Here is a 20,980-nt window from a genome sequence, read left to right as displayed (position 1 = left end):
TCTACGGACGAACCGAATTCGGTACGGAACCGGACGGGGAGGAAGTTCCTCCGCGGCGCCCCCGCCATCGGTTACGTAGCGCAGCCAAGATGTGTCCCTCTGATGGTGAAATGTCCGGATTTGGGATCGCCCGTCAATGCGGTGTGTGGGTCGGGAGTGTGGGGGTAGGCGGGCATGTCGAACGGATCGGTAACGAGAATGCCGGTCGGCCGCCTTTCCAGGGAAATTGTCATGAAGAATGCGAAGCTTGCCGCTGCAGTGGCCGCGGGCTACGTTCTCGGGCGCTGGCACAAGGCTCGGTGGGCGCTGGCTCTGGCCGGTATGGCAGCGGGGAAGAAACTGAGCGCCAATCCTGGCGTGCTCCTCGGGGAGCTGATGGAGTCGTCGCCGCAACTGCGCCGCCTGGCGGACGACGTCCAGGGGGAGCTGAAGGAAGCGGGGAAGAAGGCGGCTGTCGCAGCCGCGAGCAACCGGGTGGAGGCGCTGACCGATCGCCTGCAGCAGCACGTCGAGTCCCTGCGCGCGGAATCGGCCGACGACGGCAAGGAGGGCAAGGAGGGGGACGAGCGCGAGGAGGAGTACGAGGGCGGGAACGACGGCGAGGACGAGCAGGAGGACCAGGGCGACAGCGATCACGAGGACCAGGAGGACCAGGAGGAGCCGGAGGGCCAGGAGGACGAGGAGGACCAGGAAGAGGAGCCCGAGGACGAGCAGGAGCAGGAGCAGGAGTCGGAGCCCGAGAAGCCGTCGGCGCGTCGCTCCTCACGGAGTGGGACGAGCCGTACGAGCAGCGCCCCCAAGCGGGATTCGGCGCCTTCCGGGCGCTCCACCCGCCCGGCGGCGAGGGCGGCCTCCTCCGGCTCGAAGGCGGCCACGGGCACGCGGAAGGCGGCTTCGGGCGGGACTTCCCGGACCGCGCGGGCGGCCCCGGCCGCGAAGGACACCGAGCGGAAGGCCCCGGCGCGGAAGGCCGCGGAGCGGACGGCTCCCGCGCGGAAGGCGCCGGCAGGAAAGGCCGCCCCGGCAGGAAAGGCCGCCCCGGCAGGGAAGGCTCCGGCAGGGAAGGCTCCGGCGCGAAAGGCCGCAGCGAAGAAAGCTCCGGCGAAGAAGGCGGCAGCACCGCGCAAGAGCACGGCGGCCGCGAAGAAGACGGCGTCCTCGTCGTCCACGCGGAAGGCGGCGGGTACGGCGACGGCCCGTAAGAGCGCCACCGGGCGGACGTCGGCAGCCAAGCGCGGGTGAGGCAGATGGCCAGGCAGTCTGATGATCAGGTCACCGGGCTGGGCGGTGTGCTGGACGCACTGCCCACCGACCGGTTGATGGAGCAGGCGCGCGAGTTGGCGTCCGCGCTGGGCGAACGGGCGGTCGCGATGGCGACCGACAAGATCGGCGACGTCACCGAGAAGCTCGTCGACTACGCGGCGAACGGCGGTGGAGGTGACGGCGACGGAAGCTCCGGTGACGGAGGTTCCGGCGGACCATCGCCGATGAAGGCCATGTTGAGCGTGGGCGCCGCCGGGGTGAAGCAGGCCGTGGCCGGCAAGTTCGGTGGCGGAAAGGGCGGCGGGAAGGGCGGCGGTGGCAAGAAGATCAAGCTCACCAACATCGTCGAGAGCATAGAGGTCGGGGTTCCCGTCCGGGTCGCGTACAACCAGTGGACCCAGTTCCAGGACTTCCCGAAGTACACCAAGCGCCTCGAGCAGGTCGAGCAGAACTCCGAGGAGAAGCTCACCTGGAAGGCCGGGATCTTCCTGTCGCACCGTACCTGGGAGGCGACGATCGTCGAACAGGTCCCGGACGAGCACATCGTGTGGCGCTCGAAGGGGGAGAAGGGACACGTGGACGGCTCGGTGACCTTCCACGAGATCGCCCCGAACCTCACCAAGATCCTCCTCGTGCTGGAGTACCACCCGCAGGGCCTGTTCGAGCGGACCGGCAACCTGTGGCGGGCCCAGGGGCGGCGCGTGCGGCTGGAGCTCAAGCACTTCCGCCGGCACGTGATGACGCAGACGATCCTCGACCCCGACGGCGTGGAGGGTTGGCGCGGTGAGATCCGCGACGGGGAGGTCGTGCGGTCCCACGAGGAGGCCCTGGAAGCGGAGGACGAGGAGAGCGACCAGCCGGAGGAGTCCGACGACGAGTACGGCGAGGAAGAGGGAGCGCCGGACGAGGCCGAGGACGCCGAGGACACCGAGGACTACGGGGAGGACGAGGAAGCGGACGCGGAGGAGGGCGAAGAGCCCGAGGCCGAGGACGACGGAGACGAAGCGGACGAAGGGGACGACGAGTACGAGGACGACGACGAGTACGAGGACACGGAGGAGGGCGAGGAGCCCGAGGGCGACGAGGAGTACGAGGAGGACCTCGACGAGGACGAGGAGGAGGAAGGCGACGGGCAGGACCGCCAGGAGGACGAGTACGAGCCCGAGGACGACGACGAGGCCGAGGAGGACGCCGAGCCCGAGGACGAGTACGACGACGAGTACGAGAGCGAGAGCGACGACGAACCCGCCCGGCGCGGCTCCCGGCGTGCGCTCGCCCGGAGCAGGTGAGAACAGTGACCGTTGCCCCGCGTCCCAGCCACTACCTGGACCGTCCCTCGTCCAGCGGCCTGGTGGACGTCATCGACCTCATCCTGGACAAGGGCCTGGTCATCGACATCTACCTGCGGGTCTCCCTCGTGGGGATCGAACTGCTGACCGTCGACGCGCGCATCGTCGTGGCCAGCGTGGACACCTATCTGCGGTTCGCCGAAGCCGTCAACCGGTTGGACCTCGCGAACGACAAGAGCGAGGGGCTGCCGGAGCTGATGCAGGACATGCGTGAGGGCGGGGCCCGTCACAAGACGCGCGGCGCACTGGAGGGCGTGAAGGAGACGGTCGGCGACGTGGTCGACCGGGTCCGCGGCGGCGGGGACGAGGAGGAGCCCGAGGAAGAGCCGGAGGAACGGCCCAGGAGGCGGCCGCGGCCCGCCGCGAAGCGCAGGGAGCGTGACTGATGAACGCCACCCCGCCGGCACCGGCCACGGCCTGCTACGTGTACGGCGTCGTCCCGGCCGGTACGCCCGCGCCGGGGGACGTCGAAGGCGTCGGTGACCCGCCCTCGCCCGTCACCCTGGTCGGGTACGGCCGGCTCGCCGCCGTGGTCAGCGAGATCGACCCCGACCGGCCGCTCGGCACCCCCCGGGACCTGCGCGGTCACGCCCGCGTCCTGGACGTCCTGGCGGCCGCGCGCACCGCGGTCCTCCCGTTCCGGTTCGGTTCCGTGGTGCGCGACGCGGCGGCGGTCGCCGACGAACTGCTCGCCCCGCACGAACAGCGGTTCCTGGCAGCGCTCCAGGATCTCGACGGCCTCGCCCAGTTCACCGTCCGCGGAACCTACCGGCAGGACGAGGTGCTGCGGGAGATCGTCGACGAGCGCGCGGACATCGCCCGCCTGCGGGAGCAGATCGCCGCGCTGCCCGAGGACGCCGCCCGCTACCGCCGCATCCAACTCGGCGAACTGGTCTCCCAGGAACTCACCGTCAGGGGGCAGTCCGACACCGAACACCTCGTCCGGTCGCTCGCGCCGCTGGCCGCCGAGACCTCGCACTCCGACGCCTCCCCCGACGAGGCGGTCCGGGCCGCCTTCCTCGTCCGGCACGACCGCCGGAAGGAGTTCGAACGCGTGGTCGAGGACCTGGCGGCCGCCTGGAGCGAGCGGATCGAACTCCGCCTGCTCGGCCCCCTGGCGCCCTACGACTTCGCCTCACAGATCGTCGACGCGCGGGGGCAGGAGCCATGGGACTGATCACCGGCCTCCTCACCCTGCCGCTCGCACCCGTGCGGGGCGTCGTGTGGGTGGCCGAGAAGCTGCACGAACAGGCACTGCGCGAGCTGAACGACCCGGCCCTCATCCGCCGCCGCCTCATGGACGTCCAGGCCGCCAGGGAGGCCGGCGCCATCAGCGAGGAGGACGCGGACGCCCAGGAGGCGGAACTGGTGCAGCGCCTGTGGACCGCGCCACCGACCCCGGGAGGCGGGGAGGTGTGAACCGTGCCCGAACCTGAACCCCGACCCCGCCGCCCGGCGGAGCGCCCGGCCCGCCGCCGCCCGCGCGACGCGGAACGGCCCCGGTCCGAGCCGCCCGAACCCGACCAGCCGGACCCGGAAGAGCCGGACTTGGAAGAGCCGGACCCGGAGCCGACCGACAGCGAGCCGCCCGAACCGGACCGGCCCCCACGGCGACGGACCCGAGCCCCGTCCGCCGACCGCGAGCCCGCCGGACGGACCCCACGCCGCAGGGCCGACACCGACGAGGCCGAACCCCGCCCCCGGCGGCCCACCGCCCGCAGCCGTACCGGCGAAGCCGAGACCACACCCCCGCCCGCGAGAACGGCCGCCCGGCTCGGCGCCGCCCAGGCCGCCGCCCACGCCGCCGCCCACGTCCAGGCCCTCACCGGGCGCACACCGGAGGGCGTCACCGCCCTGGAGCGGACCGACGACGGCTGGCGGGTCGGCATCGAAGTGCTGGAGAGCCGCCGCGTCCCCGACTCCACCGACATCCTCGCCCTCTACGAGGTCGTCCTCGACCCGGGCGGAGACCTGGTCTCCTACCGCAGAGAAGACCGCTACCACCGCGGTCGCGTCCAACGGGAGGCGCAGTCATGAGCGACCTGGCCCCCTGGCGCGGCGCAGGCGCCCTGCCGGCGGCACCCCGGACCGCCGCCGCACCGCAGCCGGCCAACCTCGCCGACCTCCTCGAACGCGTCCTGGACAAGGGCATCGTCATCGCCGGGGACATCCGCATCAACCTCCTGGACATCGAACTGCTCACGATCAAGATCAGGCTGCTGATCGCCTCGGTCGACCGGGCCAGGGAGATGGGCATCGACTGGTGGGAGCACGACCCGACGCTGTCCTCCGGCCGACGCGACCTGGCCGCGGAGAACCGGCGCCTGCGCGAGCGCCTGGGCGAACTCGAAGCCGGCCGCGGCGAACCGGCCGCCCGGGCCGGGCCGCCCGCCCGCGCCGAACCGGAGGACGAGAGCGACGCGGACGCCGAGGCCGACGCCGCCTCTGCGCCGCGCCCCGCCCGACGCGCGGTCTCCGCAAGGCCGTCCGGCGGATCCGGGACCCGCCGCAGAGGCGGCAACCCGCCATGACCGCGGACCGCTACACCTGGCTCTACGCGGTGGCACCCGGCGGCGCCGACCCCGCCGTCCTGCACGGCCTCAGCGGTGTGGCCGGCGAGCACCCCCGGCTGCTCCTCGCCGAAGACCTCGCCGCAGCCGTCGGCTCGGTGCCGAGCGCGGACTTCGCCGCCCCCGCCCTGCACCGCCACCTGGAGGACACCGCCTGGCTGGAGCGCGCGGTGCGCGCCCACCACCACGTCATCGACACCCTGGCCCGGGCCCACCGGACCCTGCCGCTGCGTTTCGCCACCCTCTACCGCGACGACCGCCGCGTCCTCGACCTGCTCGGCGCCCACCACCGGGAGTTCCACGCCATCCTCGAACGCATCGCCGACCGCACCGAGTGGGGCATCAAGGCCTACCTCGACGCCACCACCCTGCGCGACCGGCCGGACCCGGGCACCGGGGAGCACACCGACGGCCCGGAGAGCGGCGGCTCCGCTGAGAACGGCGACACCCAGGGGAACCCCGTGGACGACCGGCCGGGGACCGCCTACCTGCTGCGCCGCCGGGCGGCGCGCGACCGCAGCGCGCGGTCACTGGCCGAGGCGAGCGCACACGCCCGGCAGCTCCACGACGTGCTGACCGCCTTCGCCGCCGAAGCCGCCGAGCACCCCCCACAGGCCCCGGAGGCGACGGGAATTCGTGAGGCGATGCTCCTCAACGGCGCCTACCTGGTGGACCGTTCCCGCACCGACGAGTTCGCCCGCGTCGTCGACGACCTCCGGCACGCCCACGCCCGGGTCCTGCGGGTGGAGCTCACCGGGCCGTGGCCGCCCTACTCCTTCGTGGACCTGCCACAGGCCGCCGGTGGGGAGTGAGTGAGCACCGTGTCCCAGCCCCTCCGGCCTCTCCAGCCCCTCCGACCGCTCGACGCCCCGCCGGCGCGCAACGTCGCCCTGGTCGACCTGCTCGACCGGGTGCTGGCCGGCGGCGTCGTGATCGAGGGCGAGATCACGCTGTCCATCGCCGACGTCGACCTGGTGCGCATCAGCCTGCGGGCGCTGATCGCCTCCATCCGCTCCCTCGCCGCCGACGCCGACCGGGCCCTGCCATGACCTCCCGCCCGAACCCCGACGCCGTGCCCCCCGGCCCCGCCGAGCCGGACACCCGGAGCACGGACGCGTGGAGCACGGGCGGCCCGAGCGCGGGCACCCGGAGCGCGGACATACGGAGCGCGAACGAGCGCCCGCGCCCGGCGGCACACCGAGTCGCCCTGGACCCGGAGACGGTCGGCCGCGACCTCGCCTCCCTGGTGCTGGCCGTCGTGGAACTGCTCAGGCAGCTGATGGAACGCCAAGCCCTGCGCCGCGTCGACCAGGGCGACCTCAGCGACGACCAGGTGGAGCGGATCGGCCTGACCCTGATGGCCCTCGAGGACCGCATGGCGGAACTGCGGGAACGCTTCGACCTCACCCCCGAGGACCTCAACATCGACCTCGGCCCGCTCGGCCCGCTGCTCTCGTCCGATTAGGGGCCGGGCCGCACCGCCGATCCCGGCCTCGGACGGTGGCGCCCGGCTGCGCGGCGTTCACGCCGTGCCCTGCACCAGGACGGTGCCGTGCAGCACCCGGCCCGCCGTCCGTTCGCGTTCGAGTGACCTGGTGAAGGCGTCGAGACGGGCGCCGGTCGCCAGCTCGACCAGTCCGGGTGGCCAGGTCTGCGGCGGCAGGATGACCACCACGGCGATGCCCCGGGCCTCGGCCGCCGCCAGCCAGCCGGGGGTCGCCTCGACCCGTGAGCCCGGCTCCCACCGCTGGCGGCCGCCGACCAGTGTCAGCCGCGCCACCCGGTCGTCGGTGACCTCGATGGTGCCGGTGGTCTGCGGGGGCTCCCCGGCGGCGACCGTGAAGCCGCTGTCGACCGCGGCCTCCACCAGTTCGGTGTGGAGCTCCGCGCCGACCTCCACGATCAGTTCCGCGACCGGCGGGCCCTGCTCCGCCTCGCGTACGGCCAGCGCCCACACCATCGGCGCCTGGTTCCGGTCGTCGTCCGTCTCGTCTGCCATGCCCGTTCAACGAGCCACTTCCACCGGCCGTGCGGACTTCACACGACCGGGCGACTGCTGCGGGAGCGGTGGGCGGCTCAGCGGGCGGGTCAGCGGGCCGGACGAGCAGGCCGGAGCAGCCGGTCGGCGCGGCGGCCCGACGCATGAAAGTCCCAGGTCGGGGCAGACGCGACAAGGGGAATGTCGAGCTCGTGCAGGAGGACACCATGAGCGCGGGCAAGAAGATCGCACACACCGCGGAGACCGCGAAGGGCAAGGCGAAGGAGGCTGCCGGCAAGGCCGTCGGCAACGAGAGTCTCACCGTCAAGGGCAAGGCCGAACAGACCAAGGGCGATGCGCTCCAGGCCGGCCAGAAGGCCAAGGACGCCTTCAAGCACTGAGGACCTGGCCCGAAGACGGGGCCGCTCCCTGACCGGCACCGGCTGCCGATCAGGGAGCGGCCTCTCACGCGTGGGTTGCGGCGCTGTCGCGGGACCGGTCGCGGGCGAGGGCCGACTCCAGCACCTGGGCGGCTTCGGCCTGCCGGGTGTCGAGGAGGTCGGCCTGCTGTTCGGCCCGGGCCTGCAGGGCGCGCAGGCGCGGGCCGAGCGGGCCGTCGCCCGCCGCTGCCCGCAGAGCCCGCCAGAGCGCGAGTTTGCCCTGGACGCCCGCGCGCATGGCCTCCACCTCCAGGAGGTCGCTGAGCGGGGAGCGGCGCACCAGCCGCCCGTTGAGCTTCAGCCGCCCCGCCTTTTCGGCGGCGGCGCCGAGCAGCATCCGGTGCCAACGGGGCCGGACGCCCAATTCCCGCATCAGGGCGACGAGTTCGTCCCGGTCCTCGGCGATCTCCCGGGCCAGTCGGCGCAGGTCCGGCGCGTCCGAGCCGGCTCGGTGCTCGCGGGCGATCCGGCGGGCGAGCGCCGCGCCCGCGTAGGAGCCGGCGAGGTGGTCGTTGAGGTAGATCGCGAGCAGGTGCTCGCCGTCGAGGCCCGTCATGGTGTCACCCCTGTCGATCCGTCGTCACGGCTCGCGGGTGCCCGCCGGGAGGGGACGGAAACCGCGCGGCGGGGCGCGCCCGGGCGGCGGCGTCAGCGGCGGACGTCCAGAGCGGGCGGCTCAAGGCGGCGGGGCCGCCGCGGTGACGGTGCGGGCCCCGAGCCGGTCGGGGGTGAGCGGCCCGGGCGCGCCGGGTGCGGGGCTGCCGCCGGCGGTCCGGCAGGTGCCGCAGGTGCGCCAGTCGAGGCGGGGTCGGGGTCTGCCGACACCGGCGTACCCGTGCGGGGCCAGGGTCATCTCGGAGGTGTCCAGCCCGCACAGGGTGAGGGGGCCGCAGACGCCGGAGGCCTCCGCGGGGGCGGTGTGCGCGCGCCTCAGGGGGTTCTCGGGGTCCGTCGGGGCGCGGTCGGGCCCCGGGAGCCGAAGATCGGTCCGCGTATCAGCTTCCAGCACGACGACGATGTCCATTTCCCCACGGTGGCCCCGGGAGCGGCCCGGTGCACGCGCGCGGTGGCATCCGGCCCAGCCGGGCGACCGTCGCCCACCGGTCCGCCGGCGGACCGACCGGGTGGCTCCCGGGGCCGGTGGCATACCTCGTCCGAAGGCGGGGATACGAGTGGCCTGCGGGGCCGGCCTCCGGGCCGGACGCAGCAACCGACCACCGCCAGGAGAAGGAGCACAGGACATGGGACACGGCGGCAACGTGATCAACGAGCTGATGACGGACCACCGCGAGGTGGAGGAGATGTTCGCCCGGATCCAGGCGCTGCCGGTGGGCGACGAACGGCGTCGCGACGTGGCCGACGAGTTCACCATCGAGCTGGTCCGGCATTCGGTGGCCGAGGAGCAGTACCTGTACCCGGCGGTGCGCGAGCACGTACCCGGGGGTGACGCCCTCGCGGACAAGGAGGAGGCCGACCACGCGACCGTGGAGAAGCTCCTCAAGGAACTCGAAGGCGTGGACTGCGGCGACGCGCGTTTCGCCGTCCTGGTCGACCGTCTGGTCTCCGAGGTCACGTCCCACATCCAGGACGAGGAACAGCACCTCTTCCCGGCGTTGGCCGAGGTCTGCTCGTCCGAGCAGCTGGACGAACTGGGGGAGCAGATCCGCCGCGCGAAGAAGCTCGCGCCGACCCGCCCGCACCCGGACGCCCCCGACAACAAGCTGCTCGCCGCCGGCACGGGCCTGGTCGACCGCGCCCGCGACCTCGTCACCGGGCGCGGCAAGTCCTCCTGAGACCGGCATCGACACTGCGGGCCCCGGTCGGGAACCCGCCCCTTGCAGACGAGAGGATGATCACCATGAGCGTGCCCGAGGAGAGCGACCGCCCGCAGGTCGACGAGGAGACCCTGGAGCGGTCCTCGGAGCAGCGGAACATCACCGCGCCCACCCCGCCGGACGTCCGGGCCGAGGGCGAGGACGAGGACGAGGCGGACGACCGGCCCGAGCCGCCGGCGGCCGACAGCCAGGCCCCGTGACCGGGGGCCGCCGTCCCGCGGGCGACCGCGCCTCCGGGGCGGCGGCTCCTCCCGGCCGTCCGGGCCGCCGTCCTCGGCACCCTCACCGCCGTGCGGGCAGCGGATCCCTGGCCGGTGGATCTCCGGTCGGTCGATCCGCAGGCGGTGCGGCCCCGGGGGCATGGATTCCGAGAACCGGGACAGCAGTACTGACAACCCCCTGAACGCAAAGGAGATGAGAGTTCCATGGGCGCTCTTCTGCTCGTTCTACTGCTCGCCGTCGTGCTCTTCGGTCTCGGGTTCGCGGTGAAGGTGCTGTGGTGGGTGGCGCTGTTCGTCCTGGCGGTGTGGCTGCTCGGCTTCGTGGTCCGGAGCGTCGACGGGGCGGGAGGCCGCAGTCGCTGGTACCGCTGGTGACGCGTCGACGGGTCGCGCCCCTGCCGGAGCCCTCCGGCAGGGGCGCGACGGCGTCGCCCTGACGGGAGGCCCTACGGCAGGTCGGCGGACTGCCGTGGCGCCTGGTCGGCGGGCCGGCTGTCGATCTCGGCCCAGACGGACTTCCCGTGGCTGTGGGGGGCCGCGCCCCACTGGTCGGCGACCCGCCGGACGATGAACAGCCCGTGGCCGCCGGGCAGGCCGGCGCGGTGCGGCTCCCGGGGTGTCGGCAGGACGGACGAGCTGTCGCTGACTTCGATCCGCAGGCGCGCCGGCGAGGCGTCGAGGACGAGTTCGAGGGGCCCGTCGGCGTGGAGCACGGCGTTGGCGACGAGTTCGGCGACGAGCAGGACGGTGTCGTCGGCCTGTCCCGGGTCGAGCCAGGGCCAGTCGGCCAGTGCGGCGGCGGTGAACGCCCGGGCCCGGGCGACCGGGGAGGGCAGCCCCGCCATCGGCATCCGTCGTCGCTGTCCGACGGTCGGCGGAGCGGCCGGAACGGGAGCCCGGGTGTCACCGAGGACGTTCCGGCTGGGGTTCATGAGCGGGTGTCCCTTCGGTTCGACGCTCTTTCACGTCTTTCACGGCCGCTCTCGCGGTGGCCCCGGGCATGCGCGGCGCGCTCGGCGCGGGGCGGACGGCCCGGCTTCATCCGTGCGGAGGAAGTGGCTACAGGGGCGCCGCGAGCGCGGCGGCGACGGAGGGGTGGAGGGAGAAGACGGTGTCGGCGCCCGTCAGGCTCAGGAGTCTCGCCACTGCGGCCGACGGCGCCGCGAGTCGGAACGGGAGGCCGGCGGCGGACGCGTTCATGCGGGTCTTCAGCAGCATGTTCAGGCCCGAGGAGTCGCAGAACCCCACGTGTTCGAGGTCGACCACCAGGAGCGGGGGGCGCTGGGCGACGGCCTCCTCGAGTGCCGACCTGGCCGGGCCCAGGCTCTCGATGTCGAGATCGCCCGCGAGGCCGCAGACGGTGGCCCCGCCCTCCGTATGCCGGACGCGGACCGTCAGGTCCGCGGCGGTCACGGGTGCCGACAGGGAAGCTGTGGCGTTCTGCTGGGCTGGCATTCGTCGTCCCCTCCAACGAAGTTCCTCACGACCTTACGCACGGTGCGTCGGCGCGCCAAATCGCGGCTGCCGGTCGACGCGTCACCGTGTGTGCCCTCCCCTCGGAGCAGGGTGGGGCCCGTTCCCTGCTGCCCGCGATCGTCCGACTTACACGGCCGTTCCGTGTGCAGATCCGGTGAAGGACCGGGCGCGGAGGTGCGCTCCGCGCCGTGCGCCGCCCCGGGCCGTGCCGTCAGCCGCCGCCCGGAGCCGTCACACACCGTCCGGAGTCGTCCCGGCGGCCGGCCGGGGGCCGCTCACCGAGACGCCCACGAGGCAGGTGTCGTCGTCGGTGTCCGAGGCGCTGTAGCGCAGCAGGTGGTCCAGGTACGCCTCCAGGTCCGGCCGGCCGTCGCCGTGGGCGGGCTGGTGGGCCTTCTCGGTGAGGGCGAGCAGGCCAGCGAGGGAGGCGTGCACCGACTGGTCGCGCCGCTCGATGAGCCCGTCGGTGAACATCACCAGGGTGTCGTCCGCTTCCAGCTGGACTTCGTGCTCCTCGTAGTCGGCGTGGTCGAGCGCGCCGAGCAGGAGGCCGCCGATCTGGGGGAGGGGCTCGGCGCGGCCCTTGCGCAGCAGGACCGGCGGCAGGTGGCCGGCGCGGGCCCAGCGCAGTCGGCAGGTCTCCGGTTCGTAGAGCCCGCAGACCGCCGTGGCGGTGACGTTGTCGGTGAGGTGGTGGGTGACGCTGTTCAGCCAGCTCAGCAGCTGGGCCGGCCCGGCGCCGGTGGCGGCCAAGCCGCGCAGGGCGTTGCGCAGGGCGACCATGCCGGTGGCGGCCTCGATGCCGTGCCCGGCGACATCGCCCACGCACAGCAGGACCTCCCCGGAGGGCAGGGTGAGGGCGTCGTACCAGTCCCCGCCGACCAGGTGGTCCTTCTCCGCCGGGCGGTAGCGGACGGCGACGCGCAGGTCGGGCAGGTCCAGCGGGCCCCGGGCGGGCGGCATGATGGCGTGCTGCAGCTGGAGGGCGAGGCGGCTGCGTTCGGCCGCCTGCTGTTCGCTCTGGGCGAGTTGGTCGCGGGTGGCGGCGAGTGCGACCTCCGTCCAGTGCTGGGCGGAGATGTCCTGGTAGGCGCCGCGGACGATCCGCAGACTGCTGTCGGGATCGGGCACGGGTTCGGCGACGACGCGGATGTGCCGGGTGACGCCGTCCGGGCGCTGGAGGCGGAAGGCGGTCGAGGCCGGGCGCTGGTGGTGCAGGAGGGTCCGCAGGAAGCGGGCGATCGCGTCGCGGTCGTCCGGGTGGGCGTGGTCGGCGAGGTGTTCGAGGGGGATCGGACGGTCGGTCGGCGACAGTCCGTGGAGGTCGAACAGGGTGTCGTTCCAGACGATGTGGTGGCTACGGAGGTTCTCCTCGAAGCCGCCGATCCGGCCGAGGCGCTGGGCGTGCTGGAGCAGCCGGGCGACGCGCGAGGTGCCGTCCTCCAGCCTCCAGATGACCAGCACGTGGTCGCCGTGCCGGCTGATGCTGACCTGCCCCAGAGCGTGCAGGGGGACGCCGTCGACCATGGCGGCGAGCCGCATCCGCCTGGCGCGGAAGGGCTCGCCGGTGGCGAAGACGTGCTCGATCTTCTCGGCGAGGCCTCCGGTCTCGGCCGCGAGCGGATAGGCCTCCAGCAGCCGGGCGCCGAGGACCTCGCTGGTGGGCCGGCCGGCGAAGTCGACGAAGGCGGGGTTGACGTGGCGGATGACGAATTCCAGGGGCATCTCCCCGCTGTCCGGCGCCAGGTGGAGGACCAGGCAGGGGTCGAAGACGCCCGCGGTCATCTGGCGCAGGCTGTCCAGCTCGGCGTCCACCGCGCCGGTGTCCGGTGCCCGGGTGGCCGGTCCGTGGTCGGTCCAGGTCTCCAGGGTGGCGGCGGCCAGTTCCGCGAGGGCCTCGAACTGGCGCTGCAGCGGTCGGCTCTGCTGCGGCAGGGGGCCGGGCCAGCACACCTCCAGGACGCCGATCAGGCGGCCGCCGATCCCGGCCGGCACCGCGAGCCTGCCGCCGGTGAACTGGTGCTGGCCGATGCTGGGGCCCGCCGCTTCGGTCAGGTCGGTGCAGACGACCGCCGCCCGCTCGTCGAGGGCCCGGCGGGCGGGGGTGAACACCCCGGGCGGTACGTGCCGCCAGCGCTGGGCCTCCGCCTCGCCGAAGCCCGCGCTGCCCCGGAGCGACAGCGACTGGTCGGGGTGGGCCGCCCAGATCGCGACGGCGACCGCCCCCAGCGGGCGCAGCGCGTGCTCGAGCATCGACTCGGCCGCCGCCTCGGTGTCGGCCGTGGCCAGGGCGTGGGCCTGGGCGGTGCGCAGGCGCACGGCGGCCGGGTCGGCGCGCTCGACGGAGGTGTCGAGGAAGGTGCGGGCCATGGCGGAGATCCGGTCGGCGGACGCCTGGTTGACGAGGTCGGCGGCGAGGTCGAGGACGGTGACGCCGGCCTGCTCGGCCAGGGAGTTCAGCTGGAGCGAGGCCTCCGTGGGACCGCAGCGCAGCCGTTCGACCAGCACGCCGACCGCGAGCTCGACGAGGGAGCGGCCGGCGGCGTCGGAGTGCGCCTGCGCGAGTTCGCCGCGCAGGCGCTCGACGGTGGCGGCGAGCCGGCTCACCGCGCCGGGCTCCTGGTCGGTGGCGGGGCGGGTGGGGGCCTGCTCCCGGGCCGCGCCGTCGCGCTGCCGCCCGACCCGGTGGGTACCGGCCGCGGGGAGGCCCGGCGCGGTGACCTCGGCCGTGGTGCCGAGGGGGACGGCGACCTCGGCCGCGGTGTCGTGAGGTGCGGCGACCTCGGCGGCGGTGTCGTGCGGTGCGGTGTCGTGCGGTGCGGCGTCCTGCGGTACGGGGCCGTCCGCTGCGGGATCGACGGGGTGGTTCACGGCGACCTCCTCAGGGACGGCTCGGCGAGCTGGGGGCGGGGGCCGTGGACCGGGCGGTGAAGTGGCCCTTTATCCGGCCGATCAGCTCGTCGGCGTCGACCGGCTTGGTGATGTAGTCGCTGGCTCCGGAGGCCAGGCTCTTCTCCCGGTCGCCGATCATGGCCTTGGCGGTGACGGCGATGATCGGAAGGCCCTTGTGCTCCGGCATGGCGCGGATCGCGGCGGTGGCGGTGTACCCGTCCATCTCCGGCATCATCACGTCCATGAGGATCACGTCGATCCCGGGGTGCGCGGTGAGGGTTTCGAGGGCGGCGCGCCCGTTCTCGGCCTGCAGGACCCGCATGCCGTGCAGTTCCAGGATGCCGGTGATCGCGAAGAGGTTGCGGTCGTCGTCGTCGACCACCAGCGCGGTCCGGCCGCTGAGCGAGGAGTCGATGTCCGGGCTCCAGTCGGATTCCGTGCGGCGGCTGAGCTGGGGGAGGTCGCCGGGGCTGTCGGTGCTCATGTGCAGGGCGATGCGCTCGCGCAGTTCGTCCAGGCTGGAGATGACCTCCAGGGTCCGGGTGCCGGTGCCGTCCTGGTCGTCCTGGCCGGGGAGTTCGTCGTCGGTGACGATGCCGCGGCTGCGGTGGGCGAGGATCGGCACCGCCTGCAGGGCCGGGTCGCCGTGCATCTCCCGCAGGAGTTCCAGGGCGGCGCCGTCGGGCAGGTCCAGTTCCAGGACGGCGCAGTGGCAGGGGCTGGCGGCCAGGGTGGCGGCCGCTTCCTGGGCGCCGACCGCCGTGACGATCTCGACGCCGTGCTGCGGGGGCCGGGGCAGCTCCGCGAGGGCGCTCTCGGCGACCAGGCGGAGCAGACCGTGCGGGCGGCCCTCGACGATGAGCAGGCGGCGCGGCTGGGCCGGGATGGCGGCCGGGGCGGTTTCGGCCGGTCCTTCGAGCTGGTCGGGGGCGTCGGGCGACGGTGCGTCGAGCGCCGCGGCGGTGGAGCCCTCGATCGCCTCCGTCTGGTCGACGGGCAGGTAGAGGGTGAAGGTGCTGCCCAGGCCCAGGGTGCTCTTGACGGTGATCGAGCCGCCGAGCAGGTAGGAGATCTCCCGGCTGATCGACAGGCCCAGCCCGGTGCCGCCGTACTTGCGGCTGGTGGTGCCGTCGGCCTGCTGGAAGGCGCCGAAGACGCTCTCCAGGTGCTGCGGGGCGATGCCGATGCCCGTGTCGGTGACGCGGAAGGCGATCACCGGGCCGTCGGGTCGCACGCCGGCGGGCAGTTCGGTGGGGTCGGCGGGCTCGATGCGCAGTTCGACGCGGCCCTGTTCGGTGAACTTGACGGCGTTGGAGAGCAGGTTGCGCAGCACCTGGCGCAGCCGGTAGTCGTCGGTGCGGAGTTCGGCGGGGACGCCGGCGGCCGTCTGCACGGAGAAGGCGAGGTTCTTCTGGCTCGTCATCGGGCGGAAGGTGGCCTCGACGTAGTCGAGCAGCGCGCGCAGCGGGACCGACTCGACGGTGAGGTCCGTCTTCCCGGCCTCGACCTTGGAGAGGTCGAGGATGTCGTTGATGAGCTGGAGCAGGTCGGAGCCGGCGGAGTGGATGATGCCGGCGTACTCGACCTGCTTGGCGGTCAGGTTCCGGGTGGGGTTCTGGGCGAGCAGCTGGGCCAGGATGAGCAGGCTGTTGAGCGGGGTGCGCAGCTCGTGGCTCATGTTGGCCAGGAACTCCGACTTGTACTTCGAGGCGAGGGACAGCTGGTGGGCGCGGTCCTCCAGTTCCTGGCGGGCCTGCTCGATCTCCAGGTTCTTGGTCTCGATGTCGCGGTTCTGGGCGGCGAGGAGTTCCGCCTTCTCCTCCAGCTCGGCGTTGGAGGCCTGCAGTTCTTCCTGGCGGGCCTGCAACTCGGCGGACCGGACCTGGAGTTCGGCGGTGAGGCGCTGGGACTCGCCGAGCAGCTCGTCGGTGCGGGCGTTGGCGATGATGGTGTTGACGTTGACGCCGATGGTCTCCATCAGCTGGTCGAGGAAGTCCAGGTGGGTCGGGGTGAACGGCTGGACGGAGGCCAGTTCGATGACGCCGAGGACCTGGTCCTCCACCACGATGGGCAGCACCACCAGGGACAGCGCCCCGGTGCGGCCGAGACCGGAGGCGGCGGCGAGGTAGTCGGGCGGAAGGGAGTCGACGCTGATGGTGCGGCGGCTGCGGGCGGCCTGCCCGACGAACGACTCGCCCAGGCGGAACCGGGTCGGGCGCTCCCCGTCGGGGAAGGCGTAGGAGCCGATGAGCCGGAGCACCGTCCCGCCGGGGCTCTCCTCGGCGAGGTAGAAGGCGCCGCACTGCGCCGAGACCAGCGGGGCGAGTTCGTCCATGACGGACTCGGCGACGACCGCGAGGTCGCGCCGGCCCTGCATCAGTGCGGAGAAGCGGGCCAGGTTGGTCTTGAGCCAGTCCTGTTCCTCGTTGGCGCGGGTGGTCTCGCGCAGGGACTCCACCATGAAGTTGATGTTGTCCTTGAGGTCGGCGACCTCGCCGGAGGCGTCGACGCTGATCGAGCGGGTCAGGTCGCCGGCCGCGACGGCGCTGGTGACCTCGGCGATCGCCCGGACCTGCCGGGTCAGGTTGCCGGCCAGCTCGTTGACGTTCTCGGTGAGCCGCTTCCAGGTGCCGGAGACGCCCTCGACCTCGGCCTGGCCGCCGAGCCGGCCCTCGGTGCCGACCTCGCGGGCGACGCGGGTGACCTCGTCGGCGAAGGCGGAGAGCTGGTCGACCATGGTGTTGATGGTCGTCTTGAGTTCCAGGATCTCGCCGCGCGCGTCGACGTCGATCTTGCGGGTGAGGTCGCCGTTGGCGACGGCCGTGGTGACCTGGGCGATGTTGCGCACCTGGCTGGTCAGGTTGTGCGCCATGAAGTTGACGTTGTCGGTGAGGTCCTTCCACGTCCCGGCGACGTTGGGCACCCGGGCCTGGCCGCCCAGCGTCCCCTCGGTGCCGACCTCGCGGGCGACGCGGGTGACCTCGTCGGCGAACACCGACAGGGTGTCCACCATGGTGTTGATCGCGTCGGCGAGGGCGGCGACCTCGCCCTTGGCCTCCACGGTGATCTTCCGGGACAGGTCGCCGCGCGCGACGGCGGTCGCCACCTCGGACATCGAGCGGACCTGGCCGGTCAGGTTGGACGCCATCACGTTGACGTTGTCGGTGAGGTCCTTCCAGGTGCCGGAGACACCGCGGACGGTGGCCTGGCCGCCCAGGTTGCCCTCGGTGCCGACCTCGCGGGCGACGCGGGTGACCTCGTCGGCGAAGGCGGAGAGCTGGTCGACCATCGTGTTGATGGTCTCCTTCAGCTCCAGGATCTCTCCGCGGGCGTCGACCCGGATCTTCTGCGACAGGTCGCCCTCGGCCACCGCGGTGGTCACCGAGGCGATCGAGCGGACCTGGGCGGTGAGGTTGTCGGCCATGACGTTGACGGACTCGGTGAGGTCGCGCCAGGTGCCGGAGACGTCCCGGACGTCGGCCTGGCCGCCGAGCCGGCCCTCGGTGCCGACTTCGCGGGCGACGCGGGTGACCTCGCCGGCGAACGAGGACAGCTGGTCGACCATCGTGTTGATGGTCGTCTTCAGCTCCAGGATCTCGCCCCGGGCGGTCACGGTGATCTTCTGCGACAGGTCGCCGCGCGCGACCGCGGTGGCCACCTGGGCGATCGAGCGGACCTGGCCGGTGAGGTTGCCGGCCATGAAGTTCACCGAGTCGGTCAGGTCGCGCCACGTGCCCGAGACGCCCTTCACGTCGGCCTGGCCGCCGAGGATGCCCTCGGTGCCGACCTCCCGGGCGACGCGGGTGACCTCGCCGGCGAACGAGGACAGCTGGTCGACCATCGTGTTGACGGTGTTCTTCAACTCCAGGATCTCGCCGCGCGCATCGACGGTGATCTTCTGCGAGAGGTCGCCCTTGGCCACCGCGGTGGCCACCTGGGCGATGTCCCGCACCTGGGTGGTGAGGTTGCCCGCCATCGCGTTGACCGAGTCGGTGAGGTCCGCCCAGGTGCCCGAGACGCCCGGCACCCGGGCCTGGCCGCCGAGCCGGCCCTCGGTGCCGACCTCCCGGGCCACCCGGGTCACCTCCGAGGTGAAGTGCGACAGCTGGTCGACCATGCCGTTGAACACGGTGGCGATCTCGCCCAGCAGCCCGTCCGAGTCGACCGGGAGCTCGGTGCTGAAGTCGCCGTCCCGCACGGCCGTCAAGCCCGCCAGCAGCAGCCGCAGCTCCGCCTCGCCGGCGGGCGCCGGGGACGGGCCGCCCGCCGTGCGGGCACTGTCGGTCGGTGTCGAGCCAGCCATCGAACGTCGCCTCTCTGGTGCACAGTCCCAGCCCGCTCCCGTCGCGTCGCCGCCCGGACGACCGGGTGAGGACACGGCGGCCCCGGGCACGCACGTACCGGAGCGAGGCTATCGCCATCGGCGCGCGATCAGGAAAACAATCCGGTCGTGAGGCCGTTCGCCCCCGGCCGAACCGTCACGGGAGCAGTCGGGCGAGAGCGGAGTCGAGGTCGAGGTGGGCGGATTCGGTGCCGGCCGGGACGACGGCGTAGGAATCGTAGAGGAACGCCGCCACGGCGTCCGAGGGGATGCTGATCACGGCCCGCCCGGCGGGGGAGCGCAGGGTGACCAGGACCTGGCCGTCCCGCCCGGGGGCGACGGCCACGTCCCCGTGCCCGACGGGGGTGTGGCGGCCCTCGTTCAGCAGTTCGCGCGCGAACACCCACTGCACTTCGCCGCCGTCGTCGAGCGGGGGGAAGGCCAGGCACACCGCGTACGGGAGCGACGCGTCGAAGCGCAGCTCGGCATCGACGGCCACCTGGGGGAACGGGCCTTCGGGGAGGGTGACGGCGGTGGACCGGGAAGCGGTGACGGGCATGCGGCGGGACCTCATTTCCGAGTTCGGCGGTACCGGGAGACGCACCGGCAGCGCTCGGTTACCCGCTCTGAGCCGATTCACCGCATCGAAGGGCCACCGATGCGGGCGGATTCGACCGGCGACCGCGCTCAGGGCCCCGGGCGGCCCCTGAGCGCCGCCCGGGGCCGCTCAGGGGCCGCGTCGTCAGCGGGTGCGGGCCAGGGCCAGGCCCGCCGCGCGGCCCGAGAAGATGCAGCCGCCCAGGAAGGTGCCCTCCAGGGCGTTGTAGCCGTGCACGCCCCCACCGCCGAAGCCGGCGACCTCGCCGGCGGCGTAGAGGCCGGGGACCGGGGCGCCGTCGGGGCCGAGGACCCGGGAGTCCAGATCGGTCTGGAGGCCGCCGAGGGTCTTGCGGGACAGGATGTTGAGGCGGACGCCGATGAGGGGGCCGTGCGCCGGGTCGAGGATCCGGTGCGGCCTGGCGACCCGGGCGATCCGGTCGGTGAGGGACCTGCGGGCGTTGTGGATCGCCATCACCTGCACGTCCTTGCTGAACCTGTTGTCCAGCTCGCGGTCGCGGGCGACGATCTGCCGTTCGATCCCGGCGGGGTCGAGCTTCGGGCCGCGGGAGATCGCGTTCATGGCCGCGACCAGTTCGGGGAGGGTCCGGGCGACGACGAAGTCCTCGCCGTGCTGCTTGAAGCGCTCCACCGGGCCGGGCGCGCCCTTGGCGAGCCGGCTCCTGAGGGCGAACCCGAGGTCCCGGCCGGTCAGGTCGGGGTTCTGCTCCGAGCCGGAGAGCGCGAACTCCTTCTCGATGATCGACTGGGTGAGGATGAACCACGAGTAGTCGTACCCGGTGGCCAGGATCTGCTTCATCGCGCCGATCGAGTCCGCGCCCGGCACGCCGGAGGCACCGGTCAGCCGGCGCCCCTCGGCGTCGAACCAGAGGGAGGACGGGCCGGGCAGGATCCGGATGGCGTGGTCGGGCCAGACCGGATCCCAGTTGTGGACGCCCTCGGTGTAGGCCCACATCCGGTCCCGGTTGACGACGCGCCCGCCCGCCTCCTCGGTGATGGCGAGCATGCGGCCGTCGACGTGGGCGGGCACGCCGGAGATCAGGTGCCGCGGCGCCGGGCCGATCCGCTCGGTGGGCCAGTTCGCGCGCATCAGCGCGTGGTTGTGCCCGATGCCGCCGGAGGTCACCACGACCGCCGCCGCCCGCTCCTCGAACGGGCCGACGACCTCGCGCGAGGACTTCAGCCCGCGCCCGGAGTCGTCGGGCGCCAGCACCGACCCGCGCACGCCGACCACGGCCCCCGCCTCCGTCAGCAGCCCGTCGACCTGGTGGCGGAAGGCGAACCGCACCAGCCCGCTGCGCTCCGCCCGCAGCACCGGACGGGCGAAGGCCTCCACCACCCCGGGCCCGGTGCCCCAGGTGATGTGGAAGCGGGGCACCGAGTTGCCGTGGCCGGTGGCCGAGCCGCTGCCGCGCTCGGCCCACCCCACCAGCGGCACCACCCGGTGGCCGAGCTCGCGCAGGTACCGGCGCTTGCCGCCGGCCGCCCACGCCACGTACGCCTCCGCCCAGCGCCGGCCCCAGACGTCCTCGTCGTCGAGCCGGTCGAAGGCCGCCGAACCGAACCAGTCCTGCCGGGCCAGCTCCAGGGAGTCCTTGATCCCGGCCCGGCGCTGCTCGGGACTGTCGACGAAGAAGAGGCCGCCGAGGGACCAGAACGCCTGCCCGCCCAGGTTCCGGCGGTTCTCCTGCTCGACGACGAGCACCCGCTTGCCGGCCTTCGCCAGCTCGTGGGTCGCCACCAACCCGGCGAGGCCGGCCCCGACCACGATGACCTCTGGCTGGAACGTCATTCGGCTCTCCCGCAGGACTCCGCCGTCGCGCGGTCGCGACGGCTCCGCGCTCCCATGGTCACGCGCCGGGCGGGGAGGCCGGGACTAGGCTTGTCACGTGGTGACAAAGAAGATTGTGGCCCCGGCACAAGGCCCGGAGCCTGCGACCGGTTCCGCCGGTTCCCCCAATGCCGCCGGTTCCGCCGGTTCCGCCGGTCCGGGTGACCGGCGGGGTGCCGTCACCCG

23 protein-coding genes are annotated in these 20,980 nt (G+C 73.3%); 14 read left to right on the top strand and 9 right to left on the bottom strand.

The window, feature by feature from the left end; all coding sequences use genetic code 11:
• Nucleotides 1-231 precede the first annotated feature (231 nt).
• The 10 genes from IF30_RS48590 to IF30_RS49175 all read left to right on the top strand — a co-directional run bounded on the left by IF30_RS48590 (nucleotide 232) and on the right by IF30_RS49175 (nucleotide 6,647).
• Nucleotides 232-1,242 carry a hypothetical protein gene (locus tag IF30_RS48590; protein ID WP_063752562.1) on the top strand — a complete coding sequence of 337 codons (1,011 nt, stop codon included), beginning with the start codon at nucleotides 232-234 and terminating at the stop codon, nucleotides 1,240-1,242.
• A 5-nt stretch (nucleotides 1,243-1,247) separates the two neighbouring features.
• Complete coding sequence (locus tag IF30_RS0109765) at nucleotides 1,248-2,552, top strand: SRPBCC family protein (protein WP_030234888.1); 1,305 nt, start codon at nucleotides 1,248-1,250, stop codon at nucleotides 2,550-2,552.
• 5 nt (nucleotides 2,553-2,557) lie between these two features.
• Nucleotides 2,558-2,998, top strand: a complete 441-nt coding sequence (gvpJ, locus tag IF30_RS0109760) for a gas vesicle protein GvpJ (RefSeq protein ID WP_030234885.1) — start codon at nucleotides 2,558-2,560, stop codon at nucleotides 2,996-2,998.
• A complete protein-coding gene (locus IF30_RS0109755) occupies nucleotides 2,998-3,789 on the top strand; it encodes a GvpL/GvpF family gas vesicle protein (RefSeq protein ID WP_030234883.1) in 792 nt (263 codons plus the stop codon). The genes gvpJ and IF30_RS0109755 overlap by 1 nt, the downstream gene beginning before the upstream one ends.
• A complete protein-coding gene (locus IF30_RS0109750) occupies nucleotides 3,780-4,031 on the top strand; it encodes a gas vesicle protein GvpG (protein WP_030234880.1) in 252 nt (83 codons plus the stop codon). The genes IF30_RS0109755 and IF30_RS0109750 overlap by 10 nt, the downstream gene beginning before the upstream one ends.
• Before the next feature lie 3 nt (nucleotides 4,032-4,034).
• Nucleotides 4,035-4,649, top strand: coding sequence for a gas vesicle protein GvpO (gene gvpO, locus IF30_RS45025; RefSeq protein WP_234322650.1), 615 nt, complete (start codon nucleotides 4,035-4,037; stop codon nucleotides 4,647-4,649).
• Nucleotides 4,646-5,143 carry a gas vesicle protein gene (locus IF30_RS0109740; RefSeq protein WP_030234875.1) on the top strand — a complete coding sequence of 166 codons (498 nt, stop codon included), beginning with the start codon at nucleotides 4,646-4,648 and terminating at the stop codon, nucleotides 5,141-5,143. The genes gvpO and IF30_RS0109740 overlap by 4 nt, the downstream gene beginning before the upstream one ends.
• The gene (locus tag IF30_RS0109735) at nucleotides 5,140-5,994 is read left to right on the top strand and encodes a GvpL/GvpF family gas vesicle protein (RefSeq protein ID WP_030234872.1); all 855 of its coding nucleotides are present in this window, start codon (nucleotides 5,140-5,142) and stop codon (nucleotides 5,992-5,994) included. The genes IF30_RS0109740 and IF30_RS0109735 overlap by 4 nt, the downstream gene beginning before the upstream one ends.
• Nucleotides 5,995-6,003: 9 nt before the next feature.
• Nucleotides 6,004-6,231 (top strand): gas vesicle protein, encoded by a 228-nt coding sequence (locus IF30_RS41215; RefSeq protein WP_051709687.1) that lies wholly within the window; start codon nucleotides 6,004-6,006, stop codon nucleotides 6,229-6,231.
• 110 nt (nucleotides 6,232-6,341) lie between these two features.
• Nucleotides 6,342-6,647: a gas vesicle protein K gene (locus IF30_RS49175; protein ID WP_030234868.1), complete on the top strand. Its 306-nt coding sequence runs from the start codon at nucleotides 6,342-6,344 to the stop codon at nucleotides 6,645-6,647.
• A 57-nt stretch (nucleotides 6,648-6,704) separates the two neighbouring features.
• Here IF30_RS49175 and IF30_RS0109720 read toward each other — a convergent pair whose 3' ends face one another.
• The gene (locus IF30_RS0109720) at nucleotides 6,705-7,181 is read right to left on the bottom strand and encodes a hypothetical protein (RefSeq protein ID WP_030234867.1); all 477 of its coding nucleotides are present in this window, start codon (nucleotides 7,179-7,181) and stop codon (nucleotides 6,705-6,707) included.
• A 206-nt stretch (nucleotides 7,182-7,387) separates the two neighbouring features.
• On the opposite strand from IF30_RS0109720, the gene IF30_RS0109715 reads away from it, so the two are divergent.
• The gene (locus IF30_RS0109715) at nucleotides 7,388-7,561 is read left to right on the top strand and encodes a CsbD family protein (protein WP_030234864.1); all 174 of its coding nucleotides are present in this window, start codon (nucleotides 7,388-7,390) and stop codon (nucleotides 7,559-7,561) included.
• A gap of 64 nt (nucleotides 7,562-7,625) precedes the next feature.
• Here the strand turns inward: IF30_RS0109715 and IF30_RS0109710 are convergent, their stop codons facing one another.
• On the bottom strand, nucleotides 7,626-8,156 hold the full coding sequence (locus IF30_RS0109710; protein ID WP_037899439.1) for a hypothetical protein: 531 nt from the start codon (nucleotides 8,154-8,156) through the stop codon (nucleotides 7,626-7,628).
• Between the two features lie 120 nt (nucleotides 8,157-8,276).
• Complete coding sequence (locus tag IF30_RS47625; protein WP_030234859.1) at nucleotides 8,277-8,624, bottom strand: hypothetical protein; 348 nt, start codon at nucleotides 8,622-8,624, stop codon at nucleotides 8,277-8,279.
• A gap of 217 nt (nucleotides 8,625-8,841) precedes the next feature.
• Here IF30_RS47625 and IF30_RS0109700 point away from each other — a divergent pair, with 217 nt between their 5' ends.
• The 3 genes from IF30_RS0109700 to IF30_RS0109690 all read left to right on the top strand — a co-directional run bounded on the left by IF30_RS0109700 (nucleotide 8,842) and on the right by IF30_RS0109690 (nucleotide 10,031).
• A complete protein-coding gene (locus tag IF30_RS0109700) occupies nucleotides 8,842-9,393 on the top strand; it encodes a hemerythrin domain-containing protein (RefSeq protein WP_030234855.1) in 552 nt (183 codons plus the stop codon).
• 65 nt (nucleotides 9,394-9,458) lie between these two features.
• A complete protein-coding gene (locus IF30_RS0109695) occupies nucleotides 9,459-9,635 on the top strand; it encodes a hypothetical protein (protein ID WP_158834888.1) in 177 nt (58 codons plus the stop codon).
• Nucleotides 9,636-9,860: 225 nt separating this feature from the next.
• Nucleotides 9,861-10,031: a hypothetical protein gene (locus IF30_RS0109690; RefSeq protein ID WP_030234850.1), complete on the top strand. Its 171-nt coding sequence runs from the start codon at nucleotides 9,861-9,863 to the stop codon at nucleotides 10,029-10,031.
• Between the two features lie 71 nt (nucleotides 10,032-10,102).
• Here IF30_RS0109690 and IF30_RS0109685 read toward each other — a convergent pair whose 3' ends face one another.
• The 6 genes from IF30_RS0109685 to IF30_RS0109660 all read right to left on the bottom strand — a co-directional run bounded on the left by IF30_RS0109685 (nucleotide 10,103) and on the right by IF30_RS0109660 (nucleotide 20,755).
• A complete protein-coding gene (locus IF30_RS0109685; RefSeq protein WP_078891262.1) occupies nucleotides 10,103-10,588 on the bottom strand; it encodes an ATP-binding protein in 486 nt (161 codons plus the stop codon).
• 127 nt (nucleotides 10,589-10,715) lie between these two features.
• Nucleotides 10,716-11,111, bottom strand: a complete 396-nt coding sequence (locus IF30_RS0109680) for an STAS domain-containing protein (RefSeq protein WP_051709623.1) — start codon at nucleotides 11,109-11,111, stop codon at nucleotides 10,716-10,718.
• A 252-nt stretch (nucleotides 11,112-11,363) separates the two neighbouring features.
• The gene (locus tag IF30_RS0109675; RefSeq protein ID WP_234322649.1) at nucleotides 11,364-14,003 is read right to left on the bottom strand and encodes a SpoIIE family protein phosphatase; all 2,640 of its coding nucleotides are present in this window, start codon (nucleotides 14,001-14,003) and stop codon (nucleotides 11,364-11,366) included.
• Nucleotides 14,004-14,013: 10 nt separating this feature from the next.
• Entirely contained in the window at nucleotides 14,014-18,327 is a 4,314-nt protein-coding gene (locus tag IF30_RS0109670) for a HAMP domain-containing protein (protein WP_051709620.1), read from the bottom strand.
• A 175-nt stretch (nucleotides 18,328-18,502) separates the two neighbouring features.
• Nucleotides 18,503-18,904: an SsgA family sporulation/cell division regulator gene (locus tag IF30_RS0109665; RefSeq protein WP_030234835.1), complete on the bottom strand. Its 402-nt coding sequence runs from the start codon at nucleotides 18,902-18,904 to the stop codon at nucleotides 18,503-18,505.
• A gap of 183 nt (nucleotides 18,905-19,087) precedes the next feature.
• Complete coding sequence (locus IF30_RS0109660; RefSeq protein ID WP_030234833.1) at nucleotides 19,088-20,755, bottom strand: FAD-binding dehydrogenase; 1,668 nt, start codon at nucleotides 20,753-20,755, stop codon at nucleotides 19,088-19,090.
• Between the last annotated feature and the right edge of the window lie 225 nt (nucleotides 20,756-20,980).

It is taken from the genome of Streptomyces sp. NRRL S-350, assembly GCF_000719705.1.
Taxonomy (GTDB): Bacteria; Actinomycetota; Actinomycetes; order Streptomycetales; family Streptomycetaceae; genus Kitasatospora.
The sequence above is the reverse complement of the archived record's forward strand: the minus strand, read 5'-3'. Positions and strand labels throughout refer to the sequence as shown.

Bases quoted from the DNA above. Each gene is read 5' to 3' on its own strand.
- IF30_RS0109740 (WP_030234875.1), top strand. From the start codon at position 4,646: ATGAGCGACCTGGCCCCCTGGCGCGGCGCAGGCGCCCTGCCGGCGGCA.
- IF30_RS0109700 (WP_030234855.1), top strand. From the start codon at position 8,842: ATGGGACACGGCGGCAACGTGATCAACGAGCTGATGACGGACCACCGC.
- IF30_RS0109660 (WP_030234833.1), bottom strand. From the start codon at position 20,755: ATGACGTTCCAGCCAGAGGTCATCGTGGTCGGGGCCGGCCTCGCCGGG.
- IF30_RS0109670 (WP_051709620.1), bottom strand. From the start codon at position 18,327: ATGGCTGGCTCGACACCGACCGACAGTGCCCGCACGGCGGGCGGCCCG.
- IF30_RS0109680 (WP_051709623.1), bottom strand. From the start codon at position 11,111: ATGCCAGCCCAGCAGAACGCCACAGCTTCCCTGTCGGCACCCGTGACC.
- IF30_RS0109735 (WP_030234872.1), top strand. From the start codon at position 5,140: ATGACCGCGGACCGCTACACCTGGCTCTACGCGGTGGCACCCGGCGGC.
- IF30_RS0109765 (WP_030234888.1), top strand. From the start codon at position 1,248: ATGGCCAGGCAGTCTGATGATCAGGTCACCGGGCTGGGCGGTGTGCTG.
- IF30_RS0109710 (WP_037899439.1), bottom strand. From the start codon at position 8,156: ATGACGGGCCTCGACGGCGAGCACCTGCTCGCGATCTACCTCAACGAC.
- IF30_RS0109720 (WP_030234867.1), bottom strand. From the start codon at position 7,181: ATGGCAGACGAGACGGACGACGACCGGAACCAGGCGCCGATGGTGTGG.
- IF30_RS0109750 (WP_030234880.1), top strand. From the start codon at position 3,780: ATGGGACTGATCACCGGCCTCCTCACCCTGCCGCTCGCACCCGTGCGG.
- IF30_RS0109755 (WP_030234883.1), top strand. From the start codon at position 2,998: ATGAACGCCACCCCGCCGGCACCGGCCACGGCCTGCTACGTGTACGGC.
- IF30_RS0109665 (WP_030234835.1), bottom strand. From the start codon at position 18,904: ATGCCCGTCACCGCTTCCCGGTCCACCGCCGTCACCCTCCCCGAAGGC.
- IF30_RS48590 (WP_063752562.1), top strand. From the start codon at position 232: ATGAAGAATGCGAAGCTTGCCGCTGCAGTGGCCGCGGGCTACGTTCTC.
- IF30_RS0109690 (WP_030234850.1), top strand. From the start codon at position 9,861: ATGGGCGCTCTTCTGCTCGTTCTACTGCTCGCCGTCGTGCTCTTCGGT.
- IF30_RS0109715 (WP_030234864.1), top strand. From the start codon at position 7,388: ATGAGCGCGGGCAAGAAGATCGCACACACCGCGGAGACCGCGAAGGGC.
- IF30_RS0109685 (WP_078891262.1), bottom strand. From the start codon at position 10,588: ATGAACCCCAGCCGGAACGTCCTCGGTGACACCCGGGCTCCCGTTCCG.
- IF30_RS47625 (WP_030234859.1), bottom strand. From the start codon at position 8,624: ATGGACATCGTCGTCGTGCTGGAAGCTGATACGCGGACCGATCTTCGG.
- IF30_RS0109695 (WP_158834888.1), top strand. From the start codon at position 9,459: ATGAGCGTGCCCGAGGAGAGCGACCGCCCGCAGGTCGACGAGGAGACC.